Raw genomic sequence first — 16,978 nt, 5'->3', positions numbered from 1 at the left:
CCGCCGCTACGAGCGTGGCGTATAACGATATCCAAAAGCGAGTGATCCAGCTGTTGGATAATGCTACGCCAAGATCCCAGCTGGTTAAGTGGGGCGTTGGCCGAATACCGGAGCATTACAAGCGGCTCAGTATTCCGATGAACGAAGCCATTAAATTGGCGGTTTTAGGCGCTAAAGACGCAAAGGGCTACTTTGGTACGGATTTATTTTTTACCCAGGCGCTATTGTATGGTGCTGTAATCAGTGGGAAGTATAAAACGTTTATTGTCGTTACGCCATCGCAGTATGGAAAATCTTGGTTATGCGGTCAGATTGCTATCCGACTTGCTGACGATAAACGGCAGATGTATGTAGCGGGTGGCAACTCTAATACTACGGACATCATCATGAGCAAGGTCATCGGCCATATCCAAACGGTAGATCCCAGCGTAAAAAGTAAAATGCTGGAAACCGCTGATAAGATCGAACGCCTTCAAACGGCGATGAGTAAGCGTAAGTTAGCCTTCAAGGGCGGCGGCTCTATTGAGTCTATTTCACTAGGGGAGGCCTTTAACGATCCCAAGCAGGGGAATGCTGCCATTGGTCGTGGGGGCGATTATATCATCGATGAGGCTTCTATGATCAGCGATGATGTGTATGCCGAACTTGGCCGTCGTGAGTTTGCGAATGTGACAGGGGAAAAATACATTTCTTTTGAGATCAGCAATCCGCACAATCCCGGCCGTTTCTTTGACAAGTTAACCAGTGAACATGTTCCCGATGATTGCTTAATCGTTTGGATGGATGCCCGAACAGCCTATGAAGAAGGCCGAATCGTATCTAAGGAACAAGTCACCGAATCAACTTTTTTCGCGAACAAATCTACATGTAAACGATATTTACTATGCGAGTTAGAGGATTATTCCGAAGACTCGCTATTTGGCATGCCCGAGATTGACGACAGCGAGCCGGGCGATGGCTGCGAGTTTTTCCTTGGGGTAGATAGTGCGTACAAGGGTAAAGATGGCATAGAAGCCTTTTTAAGCTGTATTGACGAAAAGGGTAAAATCCGGCTTCTGGATCACGTCACAATCGAAAAGAATGAATGGATTGACGGTGTAACTAGTCAACAAATCATCGCCAAGCTCATGCGAATGATCACGGCCTATCAGGTGAAAGAGGTCTGTGTCGATGTGGGATATGGTGTCTACATTGTTGAGGGGTTAGCCCAGCGAGCCAGCAACTTTATTGTAAAGGGCATCAACTTCGGAGAAGGCACAACCGACTTTAGGAAGAAAGCCAACCATTACACTGCTGTTTATGGCACGAATAAGCGGGCAGAAATGCATTTGGACTTACAAGACCTCATTGATCACGGACAGGTCTCTATGACCAGTGAAGTTTTTGAGTTGTTACGTGAGCAAATGAGCGCGGTTCAAGCTATCCGCCGGGGAAATGCTAAGACCGGTATTATCCCGAAAGATGAAATAAAAATGATGATCGGTAAATCGCCGGATGAATTAGATGCGGCCTTGTTATCTATACATGCGGCATTACTTTACACCATGACGAGCGGCATTTTGCTGTATCAAAACGAATAGAGGTAAAACTATGAAAGTCAGAAAAAAGCCGGTAGTAGTGGAGGCTTTCCATTTTAAATGGGGTAGTAGCATATTAGAGGCTCGCGATTTTTGTGAAGAAAAAGCGATGTTGATAGGTGGCGATTTGTTGATAGAGACTTTAGAAGGATATGTACGATGCGATGTTGATGATTACATCATTAAAGGCGTTGAGGGTGAATTTTATCCATGTAAACCTCAAATATTCAAAAAGACCTATGACATTCTGGAGGATGAATAATGAACGAACCAACAGATCCAAAAGGGCTAGCTGACTTCATTAGTGCGATGGCAGAGAATACGAAGGCAGCAGAAGCGGCAGAAAAGGCTTGCAATAAACTAGGTGAACTTTTCTGTGAGGTGGCGGTTACAGAAGACGTACTGGATACCATCGCCATTCCTTATGTTCAGAAAGAACTATCAATGGATCAGCGGCGCCGAGTGATCAAGCTCGCTATCTACACGCCGTTTTCACTGGAAGATGTTGCATGCTATATCAGTTATTGTCGAGCGATGAAAGAACAAAACATAGCTGAAGCGATTGAATCGGCTGAGAGCTATTTCATTAAGGATTAATCAACTGAAGCTAGAAAGGTGGTGAGAATTATTGGTAAAGCAGACAAAGATTGAAGAAAAAAACAATTCCATCGTTTTAGAGGATATGTTGCGATGCAATGCTTTTTGTGCCGGCGATTTTAAGACAGCGAGGTTTGTCTATCAAGAAGACCTCCTGGAATGGATGGCTCGTAACTTACCCTCATTGCCTTATATTGTCGATCAAATGGTGCAGCTGATCTTTTCTAATGGGTTGACTACCGGCGATGAGGATGAGGACAAGGTTTTAGATGAGTTTCTTTACAAGAAGAACATCCGCGGCGCAACCAACTACTCCATTTTACAGGCGGCTATGCGAAAATCTATTGTCTTTGGTAAGCACGGGTTACGATGGTTGAGTGAAGAACACGGTTGGATAAACGTTGATAGCCGCAACTATGCCTCGCTGGTAGAAGACAATGAAGAATATTATGGCTTCAAGGATATCGTGGGTTATATCATCGCCTTTGATGATGTGAAAATTTTCGAACAGGACACTAAGTCGTTACAATTTGATCGTGATGCCTTCGAAAAAAACGGTATTCTAGTTGATCCGAATAAAAAATTGATCATCCTTTCGAAAGAGGAATTTGTTAATTTACGCTTGGATATGACAAAAGAAGATGGTGAAAGTCCGTTGCTGTCCGATCAACAGCGTGTGAAGCTTCTGTCTACCGTTTACGAGCGGCTTAACTATGATCTGGAATATGACGGCCCCGGTCGCCTCCTTTTCAAGTTGAAAGACAATTACGCTACCGGCGATGACAATGAGCTTGGAACAGCTGATGTGATAAGTCAGTCCAAAAGCGCTAAGGATTCCCGAGTAAGCCAAGCAAAGGCTGAAGCTGAACAACTTGGCCGCCAGGTTAAAAATAGCGGCAGTGACAGCGTGATCCTTGTCAGCAACATTTTTGAAGATTTTGACCATTTAGAACGTGTCACCAAGTCCACCGAGTTCATAGAATGGGTGGAAGCGAATGAAGGTGTCATCTTATCCCAAGTCTTTGGGTTACCGCCGGCACTGATCAACTTAGGAGAAATGAGCGGCAATGTATCAATGGAAAAGATCATTGACAATGCGATGCTAAACTCGATTATCCCGATTCGTGAGCGGTTCGCCGTCCAATTTTCACCGATTTTATGTGACAAGTTGGGATTGTCGAAAGTTTATTTTGACAAATATGAGTTAAGCCAAGCCGTCAGTGAGAACGAGCCGAGAAAAGAAGTTGTTGACATGATGGCAACGCTCAAAAATTCTGGGTTCGAGGAACTAGCCAACAAAATGGGGCAAATGCTTGATGAAGAAATCGATGCCAGCGATGGGCAGTTAAAAAAACTGAACGTATCTGGTTTTGAAAAACTAAAAAATTTGTTTAGGAGTGGAAAATAGTGAGAACCAATCTAAAAGAGATATTGAACGAAGCGGAGGAAACGCAACCGCTGCTAAAACTGAATGGTATGCCGGTCTATAACTTCAAAGATGCGCAAGCGATGAATAAAGCAATCTTAGCCGAAGAAAAGTTCCTAGGCCATCGTCCAGCGGATGTTGGCGAACGGCAGTTAAGCCCTGACGGTTTAACCTATGCGCGCAGTAAGATCGATCACGCGGCCATTAATCCGGAAACGTTTTTCGAGAATCGCTATCGCAAGGTTGCGATTCCAGTAGAAGAAGCCGCTGAAGGTGAGAAAGCCGATGTGAAAATAAAGTATAAAGTAAAATATGAGGTAGTAATCGATTACCGTGCCATTAAAGAGCAATCTAGCGGCAACATTTACACCAATCATATTGAGGTACTAGTAATCGGACAATCGAGGATGAAAGGCCAGCTGCAAGTTGAAACGATCAAAACGATTTCACCTCGTGAATTTGTTGAGGAATTTGTCGGCAAGCTAGATCAAAAAGCGATGCTAAAAATTACCACGGCCGTTAATCAATACCACAAACGCGCTGAGGGAATACAAGCTGATGCCATTGCCTTTTAGCGCCTATGCTACATCCTGAACTGATTTATCAATATGCGACAACCGCCGATGAAGAAGATGCCTTCGAGATCCTAGTGATCCTCGTGGCTTATTTTTTATCTCTTTTTGACGCGGAGCAACGTATTTTCATTGAGGATAATAACCTAGACTTGCCCGATGATCTCTTTGGTCAGACGCGTGAGTCTTTTTCTATGTACATCACGGATCTACTCATCAATTTTCGTCAACGTATTCAAGAAGAGATGCGTAAACCGGATAAAGACGGCAACCTTTTAGATAAGGCGGCCGTTTTTTTATTAGTGGAATCGCAATTTGAGACGATCCGTGATTCCGAATCCGTCAATGCGCAACAGCTCGCACAATTTGAAGTTGTTACCGTTGTTCAACAAACGATCCCGGCGGCAAAGATTTACAAAACTTGGATCGCTAAGAACGATGAAGACACATGCGAAATCTGCCGTGCATTACACGGAACTACTATCCCGATAGATGAACCTTTTCTGGTGGCCGGCCAACGTGTCGATCTTCCATCCGGAAAAGAGTTTATTTATAACTATATCGATCGTTATACGTGCATCGCGCACCCTCACGATCGATGCATGATTGAATTTTCAATCGTGTATTAGCATAAAAAATCCAAAAGGAGGAAGCAGCATGTCAGAGAAACAAACCAAGCGCACCATGAAAGTAACCCTTAAATTCAAATCCGGGGATACCTTAGTATTGACCGGCGATGAAGCGCAACGTGTGTATCAGCAATACAAACAACGCTATCTAGGGGATATCAAAAACGGCTTGATGTTTAAAAATGCCGCTGGTAACGAGGAATATTTAGACTTCGAATGCTTATGCGGGTATGAACTAGGCGAGACAACGGCAGAAGAAATTGACGGCCGTGATTGCGAACCGTTCGATTGTTTTGAGCCAACGCCACCAACACCGTAAGGAGGAAACGCAGTGAATGAACCGATTTATTTTGAAAGTGTCGATGAATTGCGTGAGCATCATCGCGAGCTTCGGTCTGGTATTACTAGCGGCGTGGTATTTGAACCGCGAGAAGTCGAGCAAGTAGCTACCGAATCAGATGAATCAGTCGAACAAGCAGCACCCAAACCATTGGATGTTGTCGATCCTGATGAATTAATCGAACAAGCAGCGGAAAAAAAGGCAAAAAAAGCTGCTAAAGCAAAGGCAAAGAAAGAAGCTGCACAAGATGATTAAAGGCACCTATCAATTAATAGAACCAATCACCAACGTACAACAGATCAATGTGGCACAACGGATTAACGGCCGCATTACTCACGGCGTTCTTCGACTAACACCCGGCAAAGTGTATGAGTTGGAGGATGACGAATTATTTTTAAAGTCTTTACAGGCCGCAACAGTGCAAAAGCGATACGACACTAACCTAGAAGCTCAATTAAAAGCCGCCGGTGTGGAGTATCAGCAAAACTTTTGTAAATCTTGTGGTGGCCGTGTGAAGAAGCTTGAATATAGCATTGTGAAGGTGGTGGAAGAATGACACCTGAAATCTTGCGAGCGATGGCCGAACGCTATGAGCATCGCAAGGAGGCTAAACAACGCTTTGATCAAATGATTACCTTATCCGCGGCTGAAGGCGGCGAAGAATCAAACATGGTTACTCTTGCAGCCTATGAAGCAAACAAAACCGTCCGCTTACTGGATGAGGGCATGGTAGTAGATAAGGCCGGCAAACCGCATCTATACCTGAAAAAAGGCGTACTACAAGCTTTCTACGATGAACTTAGCGAGGATTATGTTGGTAGCATCAATATTGGTCATCAAAAATTCGCTACGTTCCCATTTTTAGTTGGTCAATGGACTAAACAAGACCTTTCACTAGTCGATATCGGCGATGGCCGGATGGGGCTAGATGTAAAACTGAATCTTGATGAAGAATCACTCTTTGTCAAAGAACTCCGCAGACTTGATTACCAAATGGGAATCAGCGCGGAGTTTTTATATACCAAAAATGCGGCGGAATCAATCAAGTTGGGTGTTCCAGCGATTGACCGTGTAAATATCACTGATTTTGGCATCGTCGGCGAGGCCGGCAATGTGAACAGCGGTGGACTATCACTCAAAGGAGACGATCAAATGGCAGACAAGAAAAAGCCTGGCTTGTTAGAAAACTTATTTTCTAAATACCTAAGTGCTGACGATAAGCCAGAATCAACAGAAACAATTGATCCTGAGCAAACAGAAGAAAAAACAGAGGATAACACCGAGAAAGACCAAAACGTCTCTAAGGACAAAACAGAGGCCAATAAGGACGAAGAAGAAAACAAAACAACTTCTGATGATCAACAAACAGAAGAAAAACCAGCCGTGAGCGATGAAGAATTAGCCGCTTTAGCGGTTGAGGTCGAAACAATCATGACCGAAAACGAACGGCTAACAGCCCAAGAAACTGAAATGTTAGCGGTATTAGAAGCGATGGAAACATCCAACAAAGAAAAAGATACTCGCATCGCCGAATTAGAAGCAAAACTTTCTATTAAGGATCAGCAAGTTGAAACAGGCTTTTCTAAGTTTCAAGAAATCGCTGCTAAATTAAACATCCAACGTACTGAAACGCCTGACGCTAAAAAAGCGGAGGCGGAATTAACTGTGTCTGATGAGTATTTATCTGAAGACGGAATGGGGGAGCTGTAATATGGCCGGATTACAAATTGCTACACAACAACTGGAAAGCATCGCTTTAAATGTGGCTGATGTCGCACAATTAACGCCAGGCGTGGCGCAACTATCTTCTAACGTGGGAGATATTGGTATGGCGCCGGATTATTCTAAAAACGCCTTACGCAATCAAATGCAAGATCAGCATCCATTATTAACATGGCTGTTGAATACACCGTTATCGGTTCAAATGCGCAATGCATCACGTCAAGGATTGGCTCAACTTCGCAAGGATCATCAAGCGAACGAGTGGCGCTTACAACTTCCTTACACGGTGGGAACATTGCCGCCAACTGATACAACCGGCGAATGCTGCTGGGTGCCTTTAGATATCACAAAATGCGGGGCCGACGTGCCGTTGCGTTTGTTATGTTTGAAGGATTGCGACCAAATGTTAGACAACTTGATCAATAACACACGCCAAGCCGGATCAAACGATTTGACCGGTGCTTTTTTACGTCCTGGCGAGACTGTTTTAGCGGCTCGTAAACGGATGGCGCGTGCTTCTATGGCGTTCTTCACTGCTTACAACATGATCTTAGGCGTGACAAGCGGCGGAACTCAAATTTTGAAACCATTCCACGGCTTGTTAGAAGTCTTAGAAGATCCGTCAATCATCAAAATCGTAGGTACAAATACATTAGCAGCCTTCGATAGCATCTATGCACGTCTGCAATTTTTAGGCGGCGGAAATCACGTATTCGCGGTTCATCCATTGACTTATCAAGGCATCGCGTCATTGGTTCAACCAGGACGTAATGGTTCTTTACCTGAAGGATGGACTAAAAACGGCGATTCAATCGTATTCCACGGTATCAGCTTCATTCAAGACAAGATTGTACCGGCTGATGTTACCGGCGGCGTTGGTGAAGTTTGGTTATTAGAAGGGAACTCAACTGGTGCTTACACTGGTACAAACTTAGCGCCAACGGATAACTTCATTCGCCACTCTGAATCTCACACGAATGATCCAGACCAAGGCTGTGCTTCTGAGTGTGATTATTACTACAACTACGGCGCAGCATTCAACAACAACTCAAACATGCTTGCGGTTGTTACGGATGTACCATTGAACGCGGCGGCTTTAGGTTCTACACTTCAAGGCTTAGACGGATTGATCCATCCAACAACCCTAGTTCCAATGGACTAAGCGATGCAAGAAATCATTGAGCAACTAGAAGATTATTGCGACTGTCTGCCTGAAGACCTGAAGGATGGTGTGCTAGAAAAGACGCTAGAACAAGTCATCAATTTGATTAGCTTGATTACGTGTTGGACGCAAGAACCTTGCGAAACTTTCTTAAACGCCGCACGAAGCGAGTTGGTGGATCTGCCACGTTTTGATCCATGTTCTTGTGATGATGGCATCATGGAATTTCATCCCTGGTATTATCCGGTCGATCCGGATTCTTTTGAGGTGTCTCTAATCGAAAGTACCGGGATTAAAGATGTTGTAACCAAGCTACCGCCTGAATCTTATGCCTACAGTGAGATTTTTGACGTGCTAAAAATTGATCTCACTAAGGTATCATCGCCAAATATCGAATGCGGATGTCCGAAAGATTACAAATTATTGATCGAGTACAACGCCGGATATGAGCTTCTACCTGAATGCTTGCTACCGCTGTTTTGTGAGCTATTGCATGTTATGTACGATACAAATAATTGTGATTGTCATGCATGCCAGGCATGTGGCAAAGAAGACGATCAAGCGGAAGGGTATATCGAATTTGATGATAAGACCAGCAAACAGATTGATAACTACGTGAAAGCCTTGATTAACGCGGGATTCCAGAAGCAGTTAGGACTTATCAGTCTTTGCGGCCGCGAAACAAGAGGATGGAGCGTGATTGTCTAATGAAATTAAGATTTTTAGGTATTAGAACTAGTGCCGTCACTAGCGGCTGCTCAAGTTGCGGCAATCGCCGATCACGACAAACATTCCACCGGGAAAAAACAATGACACTGCCTAGCGGTATCAAAATGTATTTTTTCATCGGTAAGGAATATGAAGTGAATGAAAGCGATGGCCGCTTTTTACTTGATCAGTATTACATGGTAAATAACCGTCCACATTATTTCTTTGAAAGAGTGGATGCCAGTGAGCATTAAAACGATCGTTTTAGAGAAGGTCGATGCACGCGTAGATGAGTATGCCAAGGAAATAGAAAAACTCTTAAAACAAGAGGTGCACAAGCGTACTTGGGCTTGTCATGACTCCATTACCACGGAAAAGAAAGGTAAAGGTCATTATTTGATCGGTGTTGATGCGGCTGTTTTAAAAGCAGACGATCGCAACATCGGTCATATTGACTATTCGCCTTACTACTATTACGGACACGCGGCTTACACGATCTATCCTAAGAATAAAAAAGCACTGCGATGGAAAGGCCCGGATGGTCAATGGCTTTTTGCTAAGTCTGTCCGGATGCCGGCATCGCCGGGAGATCCATTTATTGAGCGCGCCGTTGCAAGACGGCCAAAAATCTAACAAGGAGGCACTACCATGGCTAAATCAAAAGAAAAAGAAGTCACCGCAGAAACACCAGCGGTAAATGCTGTTACAGCAGTGGATAAAAAAGCATTTCGTGAGCGCAAGTTAGCAGTATTGAATCAAAAACATGGCGCGATGTATGAACGCGCGGCGGATCGTGTCGTACAAAATAACTTATAGGAGCGTGTAAAAACATGGCTAGATGTAAACCAAGCGTTTTACTAAACAAAATTGGTAATAAAAAACTGGATGCAACTACCGAAACAAGTTTCGCGGTGTTAACAGATGCAGATTCATGCGTGAAGTTAAATACCCGAAACTTTTTTGGTTACAAAGGGGAGTCAGTCACCTTTAATCAATACAATACGCCTGATGACTTGTTCTCATGCTTGGCTGAAGACTGCAAAAACTCCGGAACATTGCGCGTAACAAATACCACCGGTACAAAAACAAGCGCAACTTTCCTAATCCCAAGTGATGCAACAGAATACTTTGCCGGCGTAGTCACGTATTATGTTGACCTTCCCGGAGCTGGAACGTATGAATTAGAAACAACCCTTTCTGACTTGAAAGATACTAACCAAACGGATGCAGATGTTTACACGCATACGATTACTGCTGAAAATGGTGGTTTTTATCCTTGCGTTGTTGATTTAACACAATTGCCTACGTCACAAGAAGGTAGTGGCTGGATGGCATCAGAAAACGGCTTAACAATCACCATCGCATTAACGCCGCCAACTGAAGAATCAGTCGCGAACTTTGGTTTCTCATCGATCTATGTTTACGATACAAGCGAGGACTTCGAGGTAAATGATGTTGTTAAGTTGGGTTGTTTAGATGAATTGGCCGGTGATGATACCATCGACCCGGCGGATGCTACATGTTTTGGTTCTGGTTACGATCCTAACTCTATTTCTGTAGAACGTTCTATTACTGCTAAAAAAGCAACACCAAACTATTGGAAATTAAATCCATTGATGAGCCGCGGCCACAAAACAAAAGGCTGGTTCCTACACACGGTTGAGCGTGAAGTAACCGAAGTAACAAAAGACGGCATCTGCTTTGGTATGTTGCAATTTCCAGATATGGATCTTGATGAGTGTGCCTTCACTAAAGCAGCAATCGCCGACAACTGTAACGTGACGGACGCAGAGTTAAACCGTGTGAACTCACCAGTGATCATGGCTTTATCTGAAAAACAATTCATCTTATTGGATGGCAAAGTAACTAACAGCTATGATGCCGGCATGATGTTGTTCCATGAAAGCATGATCGGACGTAAAGTGATTGTTTCTTATCCGAAACAAGCTGATGTTGAGCATTTCGTTGCTGACGAAAGCGCACTTACCACTCGCCGTGTTCGTGCTTCTTACGAGAAGATCCAAACGGATGGCGTGCGCAAGGTCTACATCTTCAACAACGTATTGATTACGTCATTCCCTCAAACGATCAACGGGGAAGAAACAACGTTCGAATTTACGCTTTCTATTCAGCGTGACCGTAACAACCGCTTTTACGAGGTATTCCGCATCACTGAGTAATATCAGTGGGCGGAAGCCCTTTTTTTATTTTTACCAAATATTCAAATTAGGAGAGAAACCGCATGACTCAAAACTCTATGAGCGATCGTCAATTTATCGATTTGGCTAAAAAAGTCAAAGAAGCCGGAAAAGACGAAACGCCTTACCTAAACATCGAAGAAAAAACAGCCATTGTGATTGGCGATGCTAATAAAACAGAAGTCAAAAAAAACGATTACACCATTAAGTTTCGGATGCCAATGAGCATGTTTACTGAAAGACCAGAAGGCGGCGAACCTGTCGGAAAAGGCGCTTATTGGCTGATTACTAAAACATTCGAAGAAATTTCCATCACACCACGGAAAGATTTGATTCTATCCGATGCCATTATGAAACTTGTGCCCTTCTTCCACGATTTAAAAGAAGACGGATCAATGGAAGAGTATTCGGATGCGGAACTGTTCAGTATCTTTGCTATGGCCGGCGATGAAATTCACTTAGCCATGTATAACATCGCTGCTACCTTCTTAGGCGTGGATGACGTATTAGCAGAGTATATGCTTCCGGGTTACGTGATCGGATGTGTTGCTGAATTAGTAGAAAATCATCCGGAAATCTTCAACGAGGCCGGCGATTTTTTCGGGTAATCTACGAAAAAGCTTGCCAGAGCGGTAATACGTTCGAGGAAGAAAAAGCTAGTTTCTTTCCTGATTTGAATATCTATAGTTTTATGGCCCATCACGTAGCAAGAATTTTAAAGCAGCGTCCGAATGATATTTTAGATCATTGGGGCGTTGCTGAGTTGCTCGTGGCTTATGGCCAATATTCAAACGAGGATACATACAGTAATTTCTTAGACTGGCAACGCCTAGAACCTGACGTTAAAAAGACGATTGAACAGCCGGAGGAATATTCTGTTTATTTCCTAACGCCACAAGATTTTGAAGCGCATGAAGAAAAAGGAGGTGAGTGATTTTGGCAGTCGAAAAAATATCCGTTGAAGTAAAAAGCAATGCTAAAAAGATCGAAAAAGAACTTGATGGCATTGATGAGCGGATAAAAAAACTCAAAAACTCCAAGGCATCCATCGAATTACGCGCGGAAAAACTGAAAAATGCAAAGGATGAAATCTCAAAGATTGAGCTTCAACTAAAACAATTAGCTGCTAAAAAAGCCTCCATCAAAGCCGATGCCTCTAATATCAAGGATGCAAAGGCGAAAGTGGAAGACTTAAATCAGCAAATGGCTAAACTGCGCGAGCGCAAAGCTCATTTACAAGTCACCACCACAGAGCTAAAAGGCGCGGATAAAGAATTAAACAACCTGAACAAAGAAATGACCCGTCTCAACAATCGAAAAGCTCGCCTTCAGTTAGACCAGATGGATATACAGGAATCCGAATCAAAAATTGGCAAACTGAAAACGAAGTTAAGTGAGTTAGGCAATACCAAAACTAAAATCGATATTTCATCCAACATCCACGAGTTAGGCTCAAAATTGGATAACATCGGCAGTAAGATACTTAACCCTTTTGCTTCCAAAATTAACCAGGTAATTGGAATTGGGGCGCTTTTAAAAGGGGTGGATGCGGCCGTCAGTATGGTTTCTAGTTCTGTCGGCGGTGCCATTGATCGGTATGATATTGTACAAAACTATCCAACAATCATGAGTAATATGAACATATCTGCTAAGGATGCAGAAGCTTCTATCAATGCCTTAAAAGATGGCCTAACCGGACTACCGACTACTTTAGATGATTCCATCTTGTCAGTTCAACGGTTTACTTCAAAAAATAAGGACATTAAAAAGTCTACAAATCAATTCTTAGCTTTAAACAATGCCATCTTAGCGGGTAAAGCTAGTACAGAGATCCAAGCATCTGCGATGGAACAATTCTCACAGGCTTATTCTAAGGGCAAAATGGATATGATGGAGTGGCGAACCATGCAGATGGCGATGCCAGCACAAATTGACCAAGTAGCCCAGGCATTCAATATTAGCGCTGACGCTTTAGGTGATGGTTTACGTGACGGTACTATTTCAATGGAACAGTTCATGAACAAAGTGGAAGAGATGAACAAACAAGGCGTGAACGGTTTTAAATCCTTTGAAGAACAGGCAAAAAATGCCGTTTCTGGTTTAAGAACTGGTATGGCCGTCATGAAATCCGCGGTTACGCGTGGTGTTGAATCTATCATCGGTACACTTGATACCATGCTTGAAAAAGCTGGTTTCGGTGGTTTTGCTGGTGTAATGGGGGCAATAGGATCTACTTTCGAAAACAATTTCAAAAAAATCGCTGCTTTCATCGATCAGAACCAGGACAAAATTACGGACTTTTTCAAAAAAATCAAAGATGCTTTTGAAGCCTTTGATAAGAAAGAGTTTTTCGCTGGATTAAAGGACTCATTCGATGACGTGATCGGATCGGGTAAAGAATTTATGACTTTCGCCAAGCCGTTTGTTGATTTTTTCAAACAAATGATTGAAAAACTAGGCGATGGAAACTTTGAGCGAGGCCTTGGCCGATTACCAGGTAAAATCCTTAAATTTGGTATCGCTGCTAAAATCGCCGGTAAAGGACTGAAACTCTTTTCCGGCCCATTGAGTAAGTTGATTGGCAATAAATTATTTGGCGGCTTAGGCGGTGGATCTGCCACAACGTTTGAAGGCTTCAAAGGAAATATGTTTGATGGGCTTGCTAGTCTTGGGAAAAAGGCTGGAAACATGGCTTTAGTTTTTGCCGCTATCAAATTGATTGAACAAGCAGCCGAAGCGATAAAACAAGTGGATCAAAAAGTACCTGATGATTTTAGTGGCATGGTTAAAAAACTCGGTTTAATGGGGGTTGCCATCGCTGAAATTGGCGCACTAGCCTTCATCGCCTCAAAAATCCCAATGAAAGACGGATTTACAGGCTTGGCTATGATTGCGGGTATCTCACTAAACATCATGGTAGCAGCTGAAGCGTTGAATCAAGTTAACCGTAAAGTATCCAGTGATATGGATTCAATGGCGGACAAGCTTCGAAACATGGGTATCGCTTTGGTTGGTATGGGGGCATTAGTAACGGCTGCCGGGCTTCTAGCGACAATGAACCCAGTAGCAGCTGTGGCTGGATTAGTAGCTGTCGCCGCCATTGCTGGCGAACTGATACTAACAGCTGAAGCTTTACACCAAATCGATACAAAAGTATCCGGTGATCTGTCGAATATCGGGAAAAAGCTTGCAAATATAGGCATTGCTATCGGGGCTATGGGTGTTTTAGCCGCCGCTGTCGGGGCTTTTGTAGCAACTGGAATCGGCGCAGTGCTTTTAGGTGGTGGTCTTATCACAATTGCGGCCATCGCTAAAGAATTAATCGTCGTGAGCGATGCGTTACAACAAGTCGATCAGAAAGTGCCGTCTGATTTTAGTAGTCTGAAGGGGAAAATTAAAAGTATCGTTTCCGTTGTCAAATACATGACTAGAGCGGATCTAGGAGGCTTGCTATCAACCTTCGAGAATATCTTTAAAGGCTTCAATGTTAAAGCCGTCTCCGATGTTTTAAAAAAGCTGGCTGATGTTGGTGCTATCTTAGACCAAATGCCTACGATCAATGGTAAAAAAGCATTGAATAGCGTGAGACAAATAAAATTAGTCGTTGATAGTATGGGTGGGGCTTCTGATTTTGTTGAACGGATTAAAAACTTTGCTAAATCCGTGATAAATTCCTCTGAAGTTGAAGCGGTTAAAAAATATATGTCATCGTTGAAATCTATCGCTCAGAATTTGACGGCCATCAATGGTGGCGAAATTGATCTAGCAGCTACTAAGAAACGACTGCAAGAGATTCTTTCGGTTATCGGATTACTTGGAGATAAAAAATTCAATAAAAAACTAAGCAATGCTGGCGAATCTTCTAAATTCTCATCGGTTAAAAAGAGCATCGGCCACCTTAAAGAAATCATGGATATTCTTCACGGCTTATCTGGTCATCTTGATATCGTACCTATCCAAACGAACATTGATCTACTAAAAAATGTCATTAAAAGCCTGGGAAATAAAGAGTTATTCCAAGACTATGGCATGGGCAAAAATCAAGGTTCGAAGCCGTTTGCTTCCATGAAAAAAACTATAGGGTATCTATTGGAGATTGCCGGAATGTTGAGCCAATTGACCTATGGCATTGATTTTAATTCGGCACAAGGCAACATCAACGGCATAAAAGGGATTATTCAATCATTGAATATGAATGAAATCTTTGCGAACTATAGTATGAAAAAGAACCAAGGATCAAAACCCTTTGCCTCCATGAAAAAAACCATCGCTCATATCCAAGAAATTGCCGGTATGCTTAGTCAATTGACTTACGGCATCGATTTTACGGCGGCACAAGCCAATGTAAATGGGATTAAGGGTGTCATCCAATCGCTAAATATGAATGAAATCTTTGCCAATTATGGCATGGGGAAAAATGAAGGTTCTAAACCTTTTGCCTCCATGAAAAAGACTGTCGGTTATTTGCTTGAATTAGCTGGAATGCTCAGTCAATTAACTTATGCCATTGATTTTGGCGCTGCACAAGCTAATATCAATGGAATAAAAGGCGTCATCATGAGTCTTAACATGAATGAAATTTTCGCCAATTATGGCATGGGTAAAAATGAAGGTTCTAAGCCTTTTGCCTCGATGAAAAAAACATTCACCTATTTATTGGAATTAGGCGGGATGATCAGTCAATTAACTTATGGTATTGATTTTGTATCCGCACAAGCCAACATAAACGGTATTAAGTCACTTATCCAAAGCCTGAATATGGATGAGATTTTCGCCAATTATGGCATGGGTAAAAGCGAAGGGTCTAAACCGTTTGCTTCTATGGTTAAAACATTCGGTCATCTGATCACGCTCGGCCAAAAAGTAAACGAATTATCCTTCAACATCACTTTTGAACCCGCACGAGTGAATATCCACGGAATCAAGGAAATCCTCGCGCTTCTAGGAAGTGAAGAAATGAAAAGCACCTACGAAAATATGCTTAAAGAAGGAAAATGGAACAACTCCATTAAGGTGATCGATGCGGTTATTCGTCTAAGAAATAAAATTAACGAACTACCAGCTAACCCAATCAATAAAGAAGCAGCCATCGCCGAAATTCAAAAGGTGAAGGACGTTCTTAACGAGTTAGCGAATTTCCCAGCTGCAAAAGGCGTTGAGAGCATCGATGGATTAGTAGCCGCCTTTGAAAACTTGATCAACCGTTTAAACAGCTTATCCGGAAAGTTCCAACCGGTCGGGCTGAACTACGGAAAAGAAGTGATTAAAGGATTCAACAAAGCGAACATTCCTGGTAAGTTCGTCAATGTTATTAACAAAGCAATCACATCGCTTAATAACAAAGCATCTGCCTTCACTGCAATCGGCGAAAGATACGGACAAGCGCTTTGCCGTGGCTTTGCGAACTCCGTTGCGGATAATATGGATCGAACGATTCACGGGCAATTGATGAGCTTAAACAATCAAGCTTCTTCTTTCGGTATTGTCGGATCAAACTACGGAACAATGCTGGCAAGTAGTTTCTCGGCTCAAATTCAAAACTTAGCTTCCAATGTTGGAAATCAGATCCAATTGATTCAACTGGCAATGGATAATCTTAGAGCGCCAACCCTGACACCTAGAATCATGACGGTTTCAAGTAGTTCTGGCTCATCATCAAGCGGAGCAGCCTTTCTAAACAGGGGTGGAGCGGTCAGCACGCAATATCTTGCTGATGGTGGTACGCCTTTTGTTCCTAAAGGAAAAGACACCATACCAGCGATGCTTTCACCTGGTGAATTTGTACAGCGTAAGGCTGCACATCAAAAATTTGGCTCGGACTTTATGGAACGCGTCAACAATTTAGATATCCAAGGGGTATTTAGATCATTGACCGGTCGCTTTAATCTAGCCAGACAAATGCAACCGGCCGTTTCTACGGTCGTTAACAACATCAGCCACACCAGCAACAATAATGCTAAATTAAATCAATACTTTAGCGGTAAAGGCGATCAAGGCTCTGGCTTTAAACGCGCGAACCGTTACATCAGAAGTTTAGGGAGGTAAGC

Annotated in this window: 19 protein-coding genes; all 19 read left to right on the top strand. The window is 42.9% G+C overall.

All coding sequences use genetic code 11. The features are described from left to right. Window positions 1-14 precede the first annotated feature (14 nt). The 19 genes from IGI54_RS15695 to IGI54_RS15605 all read left to right on the top strand — a co-directional run bounded on the left by IGI54_RS15695 (window position 15) and on the right by IGI54_RS15605 (window position 16,976). A complete protein-coding gene (locus tag IGI54_RS15695; RefSeq protein ID WP_430622018.1) occupies window positions 15-1,580 on the top strand; it encodes a hypothetical protein in 1,566 nt (521 codons plus the stop codon). A gap of 10 nt (window positions 1,581-1,590) precedes the next feature. Further along, window positions 1,591-1,839: a hypothetical protein gene (locus IGI54_RS15690; protein ID WP_430622017.1), complete on the top strand. Its 249-nt coding sequence runs from the start codon at window positions 1,591-1,593 to the stop codon at window positions 1,837-1,839. Beyond that, on the top strand, window positions 1,839-2,174 hold the full coding sequence (locus tag IGI54_RS15685; protein WP_430622016.1) for a hypothetical protein: 336 nt from the start codon (window positions 1,839-1,841) through the stop codon (window positions 2,172-2,174). The genes IGI54_RS15690 and IGI54_RS15685 overlap by 1 nt, the downstream gene beginning before the upstream one ends. A gap of 31 nt (window positions 2,175-2,205) precedes the next feature. Then, complete coding sequence (locus IGI54_RS15680; RefSeq protein WP_430622015.1) at window positions 2,206-3,582, top strand: hypothetical protein; 1,377 nt, start codon at window positions 2,206-2,208, stop codon at window positions 3,580-3,582. Further along, window positions 3,582-4,175 (top strand): hypothetical protein, encoded by a 594-nt coding sequence (locus IGI54_RS15675; protein WP_430622014.1) that lies wholly within the window; start codon window positions 3,582-3,584, stop codon window positions 4,173-4,175. Before IGI54_RS15680 ends, IGI54_RS15675 begins: the two co-directional genes overlap by 1 nt. A 5-nt stretch (window positions 4,176-4,180) precedes the next feature. Beyond that, the gene (locus IGI54_RS15670; RefSeq protein ID WP_430622013.1) at window positions 4,181-4,801 is read left to right on the top strand and encodes a phage minor head protein; all 621 of its coding nucleotides are present in this window, start codon (window positions 4,181-4,183) and stop codon (window positions 4,799-4,801) included. A 28-nt stretch (window positions 4,802-4,829) separates the two neighbouring features. Further along, window positions 4,830-5,120: a hypothetical protein gene (locus IGI54_RS15665; protein ID WP_430622012.1), complete on the top strand. Its 291-nt coding sequence runs from the start codon at window positions 4,830-4,832 to the stop codon at window positions 5,118-5,120. A 12-nt stretch (window positions 5,121-5,132) separates the two neighbouring features. Beyond that, on the top strand, window positions 5,133-5,396 hold the full coding sequence (locus tag IGI54_RS15660) for a hypothetical protein (protein WP_430622011.1): 264 nt from the start codon (window positions 5,133-5,135) through the stop codon (window positions 5,394-5,396). Then, window positions 5,389-5,697: a hypothetical protein gene (locus IGI54_RS15655; protein ID WP_430622010.1), complete on the top strand. Its 309-nt coding sequence runs from the start codon at window positions 5,389-5,391 to the stop codon at window positions 5,695-5,697. Before IGI54_RS15660 ends, IGI54_RS15655 begins: the two co-directional genes overlap by 8 nt. Beyond that, window positions 5,694-6,851: a hypothetical protein gene (locus IGI54_RS15650; RefSeq protein WP_430622009.1), complete on the top strand. Its 1,158-nt coding sequence runs from the start codon at window positions 5,694-5,696 to the stop codon at window positions 6,849-6,851. Before IGI54_RS15655 ends, IGI54_RS15650 begins: the two co-directional genes overlap by 4 nt. A 1-nt stretch (window position 6,852) precedes the next feature. After that, a complete protein-coding gene (locus IGI54_RS15645) occupies window positions 6,853-8,025 on the top strand; it encodes a hypothetical protein (protein ID WP_430622008.1) in 1,173 nt (390 codons plus the stop codon). A 3-nt stretch (window positions 8,026-8,028) separates the two neighbouring features. After that, window positions 8,029-8,733 (top strand): hypothetical protein, encoded by a 705-nt coding sequence (locus IGI54_RS15640; protein ID WP_430622007.1) that lies wholly within the window; start codon window positions 8,029-8,031, stop codon window positions 8,731-8,733. Beyond that, window positions 8,733-8,987, top strand: coding sequence for a hypothetical protein (locus IGI54_RS15635; RefSeq protein WP_430622006.1), 255 nt, complete (start codon window positions 8,733-8,735; stop codon window positions 8,985-8,987). The genes IGI54_RS15640 and IGI54_RS15635 overlap by 1 nt, the downstream gene beginning before the upstream one ends. Continuing rightward, complete coding sequence (locus IGI54_RS15630; protein WP_430622005.1) at window positions 8,971-9,366, top strand: hypothetical protein; 396 nt, start codon at window positions 8,971-8,973, stop codon at window positions 9,364-9,366. Before IGI54_RS15635 ends, IGI54_RS15630 begins: the two co-directional genes overlap by 17 nt. Before the next feature lie 15 nt (window positions 9,367-9,381). After that, the gene (locus tag IGI54_RS15625; protein WP_430622004.1) at window positions 9,382-9,549 is read left to right on the top strand and encodes a hypothetical protein; all 168 of its coding nucleotides are present in this window, start codon (window positions 9,382-9,384) and stop codon (window positions 9,547-9,549) included. Window positions 9,550-9,563: 14 nt separating this feature from the next. Continuing rightward, complete coding sequence (locus IGI54_RS15620; protein WP_430622078.1) at window positions 9,564-10,913, top strand: hypothetical protein; 1,350 nt, start codon at window positions 9,564-9,566, stop codon at window positions 10,911-10,913. A gap of 62 nt (window positions 10,914-10,975) precedes the next feature. After that, a complete protein-coding gene (locus tag IGI54_RS15615) occupies window positions 10,976-11,539 on the top strand; it encodes a hypothetical protein (RefSeq protein ID WP_430622077.1) in 564 nt (187 codons plus the stop codon). A gap of 83 nt (window positions 11,540-11,622) precedes the next feature. Further along, entirely contained in the window at window positions 11,623-11,865 is a 243-nt protein-coding gene (locus IGI54_RS15610) for a hypothetical protein (RefSeq protein WP_430622076.1), read from the top strand. A gap of 2 nt (window positions 11,866-11,867) precedes the next feature. After that, window positions 11,868-16,976, top strand: coding sequence for a tape measure protein (locus tag IGI54_RS15605; protein WP_430622075.1), 5,109 nt, complete (start codon window positions 11,868-11,870; stop codon window positions 16,974-16,976). The last annotated feature ends 2 nt before the right edge of the window (window positions 16,977-16,978 follow it).

It is taken from the genome of Enterococcus sp. DIV0800, assembly GCF_050559735.1.
GTDB classification, from domain to species: domain Bacteria; phylum Bacillota; class Bacilli; order Lactobacillales; family Enterococcaceae; genus Enterococcus_A; species Enterococcus_A devriesei.
The sequence above is the reverse complement of the archived record's forward strand: the minus strand, read 5'-3'. Positions and strand labels throughout refer to the sequence as shown.